Here is an 11,694-nt window from a genome sequence, read left to right on the forward strand (position 1 = left end):
TTGTTTAAATACAACTATATAGCACTCATTACCGGAAGATAACCGGTGATTTTAGTCAAACGTATAAACTGTACTTATTTAATATTGATTCTTTTTACTCTCAACGTGTATGATTAGTCTTGTATCCAGGGTTTATTCCCTTCCTTCCCGTGCTGCCGGTAGGCGAAAGGGCACCCCCAGGGTTTATGCGCGGTTTGGAAAACGTTTATTTGACCTTTTCTTTGCCGGTCTGCTTACGGCTCTCGTGCTCATCTGGCTTGTTCCCCTGATTGCGCTGGCCATCAGCCTGACCTCGCCGGGGCCGGTCATTTTTGCCCAACTCCGTACCGGCCGGAACGGACGCCCGTTTCGGTGTCTTAAATTTCGGACAACGGTTTACCATCCCCGAAAAAAATACCACGCTACCCACCAGCAGCAAGCCGACGTTACGCCCGTGGGCCGGTTTCTGCGGGGCAGCCGCCTGGAAGAAGTACCGATCTTTTTCAATGTGCTGCTCGGCGACATGAGCTTGGTTGGTCCCCGCCCCCACACGCTTCAATACGATGCGCAATACTGGACGGTACCCGGTTATCGCGAACGCCAGACGATGCGTCCGGGCCTGACCGGCCTGGTTCAAACCCGCCTGGATACCGCTGCGACGCCGGGACTGATTCAACTGCCGTATGCTTTTCGCTACGACCGCTGGTATGCTCGTCAACACTCGCTTTGGCTGGATTTTAAAATCTGCTGGTGGGCTATTGCGGGCCGTGCGAAAGCCCTAAGTTGAATCAAACGACCACAGCACGCGCCAATTAACAGACAACAATTGTGACCAAAAAGGGAGAATAGTAACATACTGGCATAGTGTTTGCTAACGTTTAAGAAAGCTATGTACTCATCGTTACTTTTCCATGAATACCGCACGTACCAGTATCAAAGTTAGAGACCGCAGAGGGAGAGCTGTCACGATCTCTGCCAAACAAATCCTCTTTTTTGAAGGCTGGAGCAACTATAGCCGTATTTTCCTTAACAAACAGAACGGTTTTGTTTCTAGTTATACATTGAAGGAACAACAGGAATATCATCCTTCCTTCTGGCGTATTTCGCGGTCGCATCTGGTCAATCCGGAGCATATTATTCAGATGGATTTGCACGATATGCACAATAGCTGGGTTGAATTATCAGACGAAACCCGCCTTTCGGTTAGCCGTCGGAGAGTCAAATCCATTGTTACACTGGCAAAATTCTTCAACCTGCTGGTTTCCTGAAAACAGGCTGATGCTGCCTGCCGGGAAACGAATGAGAATGCCCGGTAAGCGGTCGTCGACACCCATACTGCCATTTACTCAACGCTAAACATGAAAGACAGGCAAAGCCTGGTGTGTTGCGGTCTAACAGCCCGGGAGGGCATTTAGACCGCAACACCGGGCCAGTCGCCGATGGCTTTCAGGCCCCTGCATCGCTTCGGCACGCCCAGCTCCTCCACACTTGCGCAGAGTTGGTTTGCAAGGGGCATATTCTGATTCGTACTCAACGTGTAACGTAAAAATGCTGAATCGGTATCACTGGTTTTATTACCGGCTGCGATCTTTATCGACCGCAGAAGTGGGCTTCCGGCTGCGACAGTATTTCCAGAAACAAGCTGATAAACAACAGGTTGGATGGAAAGCAAGCGTTTTACCGGCAACCTGGCCGGAGCGTATATTCGCCATTTCCTCCGACAATGTTCCGGCGTTTCCCTTTTTACACGAACAGAAGATTTTTGAACAGACGCTCGATTATCGATACCCGATCGACTGGCACCTCGACCTGAGTACCAACAAACGGTTTCCGCTCACTTACGCGAAAGAAATCAACATTCAAAACGCGGCTTTTGGGAATGTCGAATACGTCTGGGAGGTCAATCGGTTCCTTTTTCTGCCGGCGCTGGCGCTGCGTTACCAGCTCACGGCCGACCCGCGGGAATTAAGCCGACTCACCACCCTCATTTCGTCGTGGGTCAAGGCAAACCCCTACCTGCTCGGCGTCAACTGGTACAGCAATCAGGAAGTGAACATCCGGCTGATCAACTGGTTTATCTGCTGGAATATTCTGGATGCGTCCATTCTGGCAAAAACCGACCCGGTTTTTCAGCGTTTTGTCGAATCGGTCTGGCTCCCGATCATTTACCAGCACTGCCTTTATAGCCGCAACAATCTTCCGTTTCCTTCGACTGCCGGCCACCAGCTCATTGCCGGCTATGCGGGTTTGTTTGTCGCCAGTTCGCTGTGGAAGTTTCCGGAATCGCCCGCCTGGCATTCGTTTGCCCAGGGTGGTCTGGAGCGGGAGATGCAGCGCCAGCAGGGAGCCAACGGGATCAACCGGGAAGGAACCGCCGGTTCTATTTCCTTCATTGCGGATTTGTTTCTCCTCCCCTACCTGACGGGTTTACGCACCGGGAATCCGTTTTCCGCACGCTATACCCATCAACTGGAGAACATGTTTTCGTATATGGCCCAGTTGCTCGACGAACAGGGCCATGTTCCTGCCTACGGCGATGAGGGCAGCGGGTATGTGTGGTATCTGGATAACCCGACGCCGGCCGACAATTTCCGGTCGCTGCTCTCGGCCTCGGCAATTCTGTTTGGCGATCCACTTTCGAAAGAACGATCACAGGGTTTCGATCTAAAAAACCGCCTGCTTTTTGGCGACGAGGGCCTTTCGAAATTCGAGGCTGTTCCGGCCCGGGAAACGACCCTTGGGAGCCAGTTTTATCCGGCAGAAGGGCATTATATCCTCCGCAAACAGGAGGCCGGCACCGGTGAAATTTACGTCCATTTCAACGCAGCCACGCTGGGTTCTTCGGCCTCGGCACCCCACGGTCACGCGGATGCGCTGTCGTTTGTCATGCACGTCGATGGACAGCCTTTTTTCGTCGATTCCGGCACGTATGTGCAGCATTCAAATTCGGATTGGCGCCGGTATTTTGTCAGTACCCGCGCCCACAACACGGTTTGTATCGACTCCGAAAATCAGGCGTTTCAGGACGATGCTCTGCGGTGGCTGAATCCGTACGTCATCACGACTCACAAGGCCGAAATCCGGGACTATTCGGACGAAGTCATTGCCTCCCACAACGGGTATGACCGGATCGGTTGTTCACACCAGCGCCGGATGGCGTTCGATAAACGAAACAACCGCCTGCTGATCGACGATCAGGTCGAAAGCCGGCGAACCGGGAATCATACGGTTGAGGTTCTTTTCCACGTTCATCCGGCCATCCGGTTCCGGGCCAAAGGCCGCAATCATTTTATCCTTTCGCACCCCCAAACGAAGCGGCTGGTGGTTCTGCAAATCGATCCGGTTTTGCAGGTCGAGGTCGTCAATGGCCAGCAGCAGCCGGACTTGCTGGGGTGGTATTCGGCGGGCTTGTATCAGAAACAGGCTACCTGCGTTTTCAGGGCCTATCTAACCCTGGGGGCCGAACGGCGCGTTGAACTACAGCATCAAATCACCGTGCAATCCTGAGCGAAATCCGGGCCGGTAAAGCGCAAAAGATAGTAACATGGATAGAGTAGTCAAGAAAAAAACCAGTCAATTGACTGGTTTTTTCTTTCAAATAACCTGATATTCTCACTAGTAAAAATCTATTCGCAAGGTATTAGTTTCCATACAGCAAACGAAACCCTTTTGTAAACATTTGGCGGGCAATTTCGGGCGAAACCACTAGAAATGACGTATTGTCGCGGGCAACAATCTGGGCGTTCAGGCCTTCCATAAAAAACTGGTTGGCACACCCGATGGCTTGCGGCAGGTTTGTAAAACTACAGGACTGCAATTGATTACGTGACCGGTTTGATGTCGTCAGGTAGGATGCGTTCTTGAGCGTGTTCATTAAAAGTACAGTTACGGTAAGACAGTTCAAAGGTAATAATCCACCGATAAATTAAGTAATAATACTTATTAAATTTATTATTCGGTAGTATACTTAAAGGCTAAAAAACGCCAAAAACAGTTACAAACCAAGCAACTACAGAAATACGTAAATATATTTTCCTATTTTACCGTACCGGTCTACTTCGAAAGTAGAAAATCATTTTGAAGCGGCCGGGAGGGCATGATACCATGCGCAACCGGGTCCTTTTCATATAGAAAGCCTGCCTCCAGGGGAAGCAGGCTTTTCTGTTAGTCCAGGTTATTAAATTGATCGTTTCAGGAGAATTACTCCTTGAGTACTTTCAGCGTGCGGAGCAATCCTTCTCCCCGCTGAATCTGGAGCAGATACATTCCGCCCGGCAAGCCGTTCGATTGCACGTTGAGGGTGGCTTTGCCCGGTTCAATCCGCGTGTCCTGGTCCGAAACCGGCAGTTGCTGTCCCGTCGGCGAAACGATTGAAAAACGATAGGGTGCCAGCGGTACGATCTGTTCCTGGGATTCCAGCGGCAGGTTTACCGTGATCTGATCGCGGAACGGATTGGGATAAACGCCCCAGACTGCTTCGGCGTTGGGCATGGGGTTCGCCACCGAAATTTCGGCGTTTTCGCGCTTACCGGAAGCATTCCTCACATAGAATGTAATCAGCCGCGTGACGAGCTGGTTGCCCTGAACATTGGGGTTTTTGTAACCCGTCACTTTCAGCATGTAAATACCAACCAGGGGCGGAATTCCTCCGTTATCGCCCACCATGGCCCAGGGTGCGAAATTTTCATAAAAATTGACGTTTTTAGGGCCGCTCAATTCAAATTTCACACTCAATACCTTCGTCTCGATTTCGAAAAAGATATTGATCATCGCCGGCAGCGTATTCGCCATCAGAACCGTTTCGTGGTTCAATTCCTGAATGAAGTTCTGCGGCTCGGGTCCCTTGCCAGCCTTATAGAGTTTCATGACGATGTTCTCTTTTACCGTCATGCTGTAGGTGACGATCGCAGAAGCGGCCTTGTTGTCGATGGCCTTTACGGTCACCGTAACAGTTTGAGCCGTTGTGGGAACACCACTGATGACACCGGTGGTAGCGTTATACGAAAGCCCTTTCGGCAAATTGGTCACCTCAACCGACGTGATGCTGCCATCCGGATCCGAAAAATGCGACTTGCCAAGCGTATAAGAATAAGCAATGCTGATCGTTGCCGTTTGGTTGGGAAGTTCGCGCACCAGAACGGGCAATTGATTGGCCGGAGCCTCGTTCACCGTCAGCCGGAAAGTCGTCGTCACAGTGCCTTCACGGTTATCCGTCGCCATTACCGTCACCGTCGTGGTGGAGGGTGCCGTGGGGGTTCCGCTGATCACCCGCGTAGCGGGCGTATACGTCAGTCCGTTGGGCAAACCGCTCACAATTTCCACTTTCGAGATGCTGCCATCAGAATCGGTAAAGACGCCGGCTCCGATGGTATAGCTAAACGCCTGACCGGCCGTTCCGGTCTGATCCGGAATGGACTGTGCCACCACGGGCGGAATATTTTCCGGAACCGGAGCGGGATCCACCGTTAGCTGGAAGGTGGTCGTTACAAAGCCTTCCTGGTTGTCGATGGCCTTCACTGTCACCGTAGTTGTTGCGGGAGCCGTAGGCGTTCCGCTGATCTCCCGCGTAGCGGGCGTATACGTCAGCCCATTGGGCAAGCCATTCACAATTTCCACTTTCGAAATGCTGCCGTCCGGATCGGTAAAGACCCCTTCTCCGATGGTATAGCTGAAAAGCTGCCCGACAGTAGCGGTCTGATTCGGAATCAGGCTGCTAACCTGCGGTGCCTGATTTTCCGGCGGTGAGGGCGACGCCACAACCACCAATTTGAATGCAACCGTTGCGGTTTCGCCATCATCGTCGGTGGCCGTCACACTAATCGTTGCGGTTTCGGGCTCCGTCAGGGTCCCGCTGATGGTTCGGTTACTCTGGTTGTAACTCAGGCTGGCAGGCAAGCCGCTGACGGCCAGGCTGGCGATGGTTCCGTCGGAATCGGCAAACGTTTCAAGCGGAATCTGAAAAATGAACGATTGTCCAACGGTAACCGTCTGATCTACAGGGGCCTGAACAATGGCCGGTGGCAGATTGGGGATAGGCTCCGGTTTGGGGGCGGCATTGACCGTAATCCTGAAGGATGTAGTGGCCGTTGCACTCAATGCATCCGTCGCCTTCACCGTCACCGTTGCCACTCCCTCGGCGGTTGGCGTCCCGCTGATTAGGCGGCTTCCTGCATTGTAGGTCAGTCCATCGGGTAAGCCACTCACCTGAATAGTACTCAGGTTGTTATCGGGATCGGTGAAAATACCGGTAGCCAGGGTATAGGCAAAAGACTCTCCCACACGAGCCGTTTGATCCGGAATGGTTTGGCTCACCACCGGCGGGCGGTTTTGGGGAGCCGTTGTAACCACCACCGTGACCAGCGAAGGCGTATACCCGCCCTGACCATCCGATACAATCAAACTGGCCGTAAACGTACCGACCTGGGTAGGTGTGCCACTCAATGTACGGTTTGCCTGGTTGTAGGTCAATCCAACTACGCCCCCGGACATGGCATAAACAAGCGTCTGATTCTCATCGTCCGTAAATTCCGGAATCGTATACGAAAAAGGAACATTGACCGACGCATAGAGGATGGGAATCGGAACGGCCGTGGGTGGCGTATTGCCCGGTTCCGCTACCTGGGCCGTACTGGACGGACAGTTCAGCGTGATCGGCGAGCCCTTCAGATAATAATCCGAATTCTCGATCCTCATGCTGATGACGTGCGGTTTGTCGTCCTTGATGCTGGCCGGGATCAGGAACTGGTAGCCATGCAGACCGTTTCCTTTTTTGGCCGCCACCAGGTCCGGGCGGTTGACATTGGCGGTAAAGGTGCCGATCACATTCAGACCGTCGAGAACTTCCACCGGCATGGGCGTATTGGGCAGGTTACGATCCCAGACCCAGCCCCAGATGTCGCCCTCGCAGTTGTATTTGTCGAGATACCCTTCAAAATTCCCGGTCCGTTTCACCACCGGCGCGGCTTCCCGGATGGTAACCTGCAACAGAACCGAAGAGACCACTTCGGAGGGATCGGCAGCCGTATAGGTCAGCGAAAACACGCCCACCGTGGTTGGTGTACCACTCAGTGTGTTCGTTTCTGCGGAGTAGGTCAAGCCCGGCACCGTACCCGCAAGGCGGTGAATCAGGGGTTGCGATTCGGGATCGATAAATGGTGGCAGCCCGTACGAAAAGGCTTTCCCGACTTCGCCCAGGGGGGGCGCAACAATCGGAGCAACCGGAGCCTGGTTGGTTCCGCCGGGATCGGTCACCGTCATCCGGAAACTGCCGCTTACCAGGGCTCCCAGATTGTCACGGGCCGTTAGCGTCACCATGGCCGATTCAACCCGCGTGGGTGTACCGGTAAATTCACCCGTTGCACTTACCCACTGGATGCCTTCCGGCAACCCGCTCGCTTCGACACTCACAATCGAACCATCCGAATCGGTAAAAGCCTGACCAATCGAATAACTGAAGGGTTGACCCACGGTAGCCGACTGGTCGGTCAGGGGTTGACTCAAAACGGGCAGGTTATTGATAACCGGGGCTTCATTCCGAAGTAAATCTTCATCCAGTTCAATTCGTACCGGTTTGTTTCCGTTTTGTGCATACCGCTGCCCCCAGCGCTCCTGTGCAATCGAGTAGTTTTTTAAAATATCCGACAGTTTATAGCCAATGGCTGCCCCGACGGTTTGAACCTGGGTGACTGGCTGGTCCAGCAAGCCGTTGTTGACAACCATTTTAATCAGATCCGTCAGTTTCTGCCGGGCATTCGTGCCGCCAAAGTTGGCCAGTGTCAGCATTTTGGCGCCGTGTTCGAAACACTGGGAAATTTGCTCGTAATATTTCTCGGTCGATACCGACGTGTGGAACATCCCGTCCACGGCGTTAATCATAAACGCACCCGGCCGGAGATTCGTCCGAACCACATCCATCGAAAACCGGTGGTTATAATCCGGCCCGTCGTTGAACTTCAGACCATCGACCGACTGGCCCAGGTTTTTGAAGGCAAACGACGCCCGCAAGCCCGAAAGCCGGTCCCAGACGCAGCCGTGCTGATTGACAACGACGATGCCCGGATCGACCCCTTTGACAGTGCTGTTGATCTTGTCGATAAATCCTTTTAACTGGCGATGCCGGAAAACATACCAGTCTTCGCCCCGAACACCGGTGTGAGATGCATACGGATTCGAAGAAACGTGAGGCACCGGTCGCACACGACTCCACTCACTGAAGTCGGTTCCCCAGCGTTGGTTGAGTTGGGCTAAACTGAACCGAGCCTGCAAATACTGGCGAAACGCTTCCAGTTCCGACACACTGTAATCGTAGGGAACCACGTATTTGTTGCCCGACGGGGGATCGTAAACGGGCGAATATTCGGCCTCCAGCGCGGGCGAAGACACCACCGAGAAAAACAGAAGCTGGCCCTGCTCCTGGAGATAATGGTAGCGGTTGGCCGCTTCCAGCACAAACGCATTGGCCCGGTCGACGGTTTGCTTGTGGGAAAATGAAAACTGGATGATTCCCTTGGTCAGGTTCCGGGAACTATCGGCGGCCTGCATGGTTTCATGAAGCCCCCAGAACCCCCCAAGCCGTACGGCATCACGACCGACATGAACCCGCAGCGCAATCTTCAGACCCAACCGCTGGGCCGTCTGGATGTGAGAATCAATCACATCCCAACTCGCGCTGCTTTCGACCGTAGGATAAACCCGGTCCCAGTTGATGGTGATTTCTACGGCATTGCAGCCCGTAGCGGCCGAGTGTTCGATGCGTTCATCGTCGATGCGGGCATCCGTCTCAAAATTGAAAATCGTCAGACCGATGTAGCGCTGGCTATCGATCACAGGCGGAGCAAACCGGGCATTTTTCGCGGCATGAGGGGGCGGAGTGTCCGCCGGGCGAGCCATTGCAAACTGAAAAGATGCAACAAGAAGCACTACTATTTTAAAAACATGCTTCGGAAATGGGACAGGGAAACGAGAACGCCGAATGCGTACAGGTAGATTTGAAATCATAAGTACCGTTGAGCAATTTTTAAGGTGATCCAACAATAGGGCATTTGCCTAAATACCCCGTTTTCTTCTCTTACACTTCACACCCACCAAACATAGCCATCAAACTATGGACATAGGTAGCCATTAAAAACATTTTTTTGTCTGATAAATACAATTCAACTTGCTAGCGAAATGGATAATGCAAAAGAGATGCCAATGGAATTTTTTGTTATTCTTTGGTACAAATACTTGAAATTCAATATTTTACAGCAGTCGAATTTTATTTACAAAAACCTAGAAAACGGTTTTCTGTCTGTTTATTACCTTTAAAAACTAAAGATCATGACTGACAATACCATCCTTGCCGACGAATGGCTTCGTCGGCAAGGATGGTATTGTCAGTAGGAGCTTGAATTATTCCTGCCAATGTCGCATAGCGGTTTTCGGCAGGGTATCAGAAGAAGAGCCGCATTCCGACGGGCCGTGACTCCGTGTTACCAGTCGTACTGAACCAGCAACAACCCGATCGTAATCAAGGCTGGCAGAGCTTGGGTAAAGAAGATTTTTTTATCCGCCGTCAGGGTTCCGTAGAGCCCGGCGACGGCAACGCAGGACAGAAAAAAGAGCGCCACGTTGGCGTGCCAGACCGGGTCGCCGATCAGCAGTGACCAAATCAAACCCGCAGCCAGAAAACCGTTGTACAACCCCTGGTTGGCCGCCAGGGCTTTGGTTGCGGGAAACAGATGAGCCGGGAAATTCTTGAATACTTTCGGTCCCCGGGTGGTCCAGGCAAACATTTCAAGCCAGAGAATGTAGAGATGGAGCACCGCCACCAGCCCAATCAGGATTTTAACCAGCATGATTATCGCGTTTAAAGTCTCTAAGCTCAGCTTAAACTGAAGTAGCCCAGTTTACTCCATCAGCCAGATCCGGTCGGTTTCCGCGCCCTGCTCCGTCCATTCCACCAGCACCCGCTGCGACTCCAGCGTGTTGACGCGCTTGCCGATGTAGTCGGGTTTAATGGGCAAATCGCGGTTGTACCGCCGATCGACCAACACCAGCAGTTCAATCGTGCGGGGCCGCCCGAAAGCCGTCATCGCGTCGAGCGCGGCCCGCACCATCCGCCCCGTCGAAATCACATCATCGACCAGAATGACCTTCTTATTTTCAATCAGAAACGGCACATGCGTTGTATTGGGACGCAAGGGCGACTCGCGCCGGCGAAAATCGTCACGGTAAAAAGTGGCGTCCAGATAGCCCAGTGGTATTTCTTTCTCTAACGTCCGGCTCAATTCACGCGCAATCCGTTCGGCAAAATAAATGCCGCGCGGCTGCATGCCCAGCACCACCGTTTCGGCAAAATCCTGGTGGTTTTCAATCAGTTCCTGACACAACCGGCTGATAACAATCTCCAGCAACGGACTGGCGAGGATAAGGCGTTTTTGGTTCATGAACGAAAGATAGTAGTCGGTTTTCAGTTTTCGGTTTTTCCGCAGGTGTTTTTTGTTGAAAGGTTTCTGCGAACTTTGCAACCGGATTCAATTGATGAACCCCTTAAAAACGGTTTTCTATGAAATTTCTCATCGCCGGGCTGGGCAACATCGGCCCGGAATATATGCTGACCCGTCACAATGCCGGTTTCATGGTGGTGGATCGGCTGGCGGCTCAACACGGTTTTAGTTTTTCCACCAACCGCCTGGCCTACACCGCCGAATGGCGTCATAAAGGAAAAATCATTCACCTCATCAAACCCACGACCTATATGAACTTAAGTGGTCGGGCGGTTAGTTCATACCTGAAACAATTCAGTATACCCACTGAAAATCTGCTGGTTATCACCGATGACAAAGATTTGCCGTTCGGAAAATTGCGACTAAAGCCGAAAGGTTCGGCGGGTGGTCATAACGGACTGCGCAGCATCGATGAAGTGCTGGGAACACAGGAATACGCCCGGCTTCGGTTTGGCATTGGCAACGATTTCTCAAAAGGACGTCAGGTAGACTTTGTTTTGGGAACGTTTCCACCGGAAGAACTGGCGGAATTGCCAGACCACCTTGACCGGGCTGGTGAAGCTGTCCTTAGTTTTTGTACTTCCGGACTACAACATACGATGAATTTTTTCAACCAAAAATAGAATTATTTAAAGATTTTTACAATTTCTAAAATAAAAATTTCCTTTGGCTAAATTGTGCAATTTGTAGTATATTGTTTCAATTTAGCGGTTAAAGAGCATAGAAATGGGCTTATAACGCATTACAAATCAATACCATACCATCCATACTGACCTATATTATTAAAAAATAAAATTTGTACTCTTAAAATTTATTGCGATATTTGCATTGTTCTTCAACGGGAGAACAATTGAACAAAATCAGGAATTTCTAAGTTAATTTGAAATAAAAAGATTTTGTTGCGTTACTTCTGAATTATTGTTACGTCTTAAGTGTAGTTAGTTTAGAAAGCTGCCAGACAGTACGGTTTGAAAGACAAGAAGAAGTAGCTAAGTTATTCAAGAAGAAAAGGTTAAGGGTTTAGGAATAGTCAGTATAAAGCCTCTCGCAATGATCGGGAGGCTTTATCTTTTTATAAAGGAGGAGAGGAGGAAGGAAGGAGGATCAAGAGCAAAAGTTGTGGAGGGCGTAGGATTTTTTTAGGTTTGTGTTTTTGATCAAACCTGTATTGTTTTGGAGAGTTTCTTGCCCCTGATTCAGTTCCTGTTACCCGAGTTCATCCTGGAAA

The 11,694-nt window shown here is 51.3% G+C and carries 8 protein-coding genes; 4 read left to right on the plus strand and 4 right to left on the minus strand.

Annotated elements, in window-relative coordinates:
• Positions 1-109 precede the first annotated feature (109 nt).
• From DUE52_RS21365 to DUE52_RS21375, 3 genes are all read left to right on the plus strand, one after another.
• On the plus strand, positions 110-766 hold the full coding sequence (locus DUE52_RS21365) for a sugar transferase (RefSeq protein WP_114408087.1): 657 nt from the start codon (positions 110-112) through the stop codon (positions 764-766).
• A gap of 124 nt (positions 767-890) precedes the next feature.
• Complete coding sequence (locus tag DUE52_RS21370; RefSeq protein WP_114408088.1) at positions 891-1,247, plus strand: LytR/AlgR family response regulator transcription factor; 357 nt, start codon at positions 891-893, stop codon at positions 1,245-1,247.
• Between the two features lie 280 nt (positions 1,248-1,527).
• The gene (locus tag DUE52_RS21375) at positions 1,528-3,486 is read left to right on the plus strand and encodes a heparinase II/III family protein (protein WP_114408089.1); all 1,959 of its coding nucleotides are present in this window, start codon (positions 1,528-1,530) and stop codon (positions 3,484-3,486) included.
• A gap of 133 nt (positions 3,487-3,619) precedes the next feature.
• Here DUE52_RS21375 and DUE52_RS32150 read toward each other — a convergent pair whose 3' ends face one another.
• The 4 genes from DUE52_RS32150 to pyrR all read right to left on the minus strand — a co-directional run bounded on the left by DUE52_RS32150 (position 3,620) and on the right by pyrR (position 10,406).
• A complete protein-coding gene (locus DUE52_RS32150) occupies positions 3,620-3,853 on the minus strand; it encodes a hypothetical protein (RefSeq protein WP_133299898.1) in 234 nt (77 codons plus the stop codon).
• Between the two features lie 326 nt (positions 3,854-4,179).
• Positions 4,180-8,868, minus strand: coding sequence for a putative Ig domain-containing protein (locus tag DUE52_RS21380; RefSeq protein ID WP_165840985.1), 4,689 nt, complete (start codon positions 8,866-8,868; stop codon positions 4,180-4,182).
• A gap of 581 nt (positions 8,869-9,449) precedes the next feature.
• Complete coding sequence (locus tag DUE52_RS21385) at positions 9,450-9,815, minus strand: DUF1304 domain-containing protein (RefSeq protein WP_374755913.1); 366 nt, start codon at positions 9,813-9,815, stop codon at positions 9,450-9,452.
• 51 nt (positions 9,816-9,866) lie between these two features.
• Entirely contained in the window at positions 9,867-10,406 is a 540-nt protein-coding gene (gene pyrR, locus DUE52_RS21390) for a bifunctional pyr operon transcriptional regulator/uracil phosphoribosyltransferase PyrR (RefSeq protein ID WP_114408100.1), read from the minus strand.
• A 119-nt stretch (positions 10,407-10,525) separates the two neighbouring features.
• On the opposite strand from pyrR, the gene pth reads away from it, so the two are divergent.
• Positions 10,526-11,089, plus strand: coding sequence for an aminoacyl-tRNA hydrolase (gene pth / locus DUE52_RS21395; RefSeq protein ID WP_114408092.1), 564 nt, complete (start codon positions 10,526-10,528; stop codon positions 11,087-11,089).
• Positions 11,090-11,694 lie beyond the last annotated feature (605 nt).

The sequence above is a fragment of the Larkinella punicea genome (assembly GCF_003334855.1).
In the GTDB taxonomy this organism is placed as follows: Bacteria; Bacteroidota; Bacteroidia; order Cytophagales; family Spirosomataceae; genus Larkinella; species Larkinella punicea.

Bases quoted from the DNA above. Each gene is read 5' to 3' on its own strand.
- DUE52_RS21380 (WP_165840985.1), bottom strand. From the start codon at position 8,868: ATGGCTCGCCCGGCGGACACTCCGCCCCCTCATGCCGCGAAAAATGCC.
- DUE52_RS21375 (WP_114408089.1), top strand. From the start codon at position 1,528: ATGCTGAATCGGTATCACTGGTTTTATTACCGGCTGCGATCTTTATCG.
- DUE52_RS21370 (WP_114408088.1), top strand. From the start codon at position 891: ATGAATACCGCACGTACCAGTATCAAAGTTAGAGACCGCAGAGGGAGA.
- DUE52_RS32150 (WP_133299898.1), bottom strand. From the start codon at position 3,853: ATGAACACGCTCAAGAACGCATCCTACCTGACGACATCAAACCGGTCA.
- DUE52_RS21385 (WP_374755913.1), bottom strand. From the start codon at position 9,815: ATGCTGGTTAAAATCCTGATTGGGCTGGTGGCGGTGCTCCATCTCTAC.
- pyrR (WP_114408100.1), bottom strand. From the start codon at position 10,406: ATGAACCAAAAACGCCTTATCCTCGCCAGTCCGTTGCTGGAGATTGTT.
- DUE52_RS21365 (WP_114408087.1), top strand. From the start codon at position 110: ATGATTAGTCTTGTATCCAGGGTTTATTCCCTTCCTTCCCGTGCTGCC.
- pth (WP_114408092.1), top strand. From the start codon at position 10,526: ATGAAATTTCTCATCGCCGGGCTGGGCAACATCGGCCCGGAATATATG.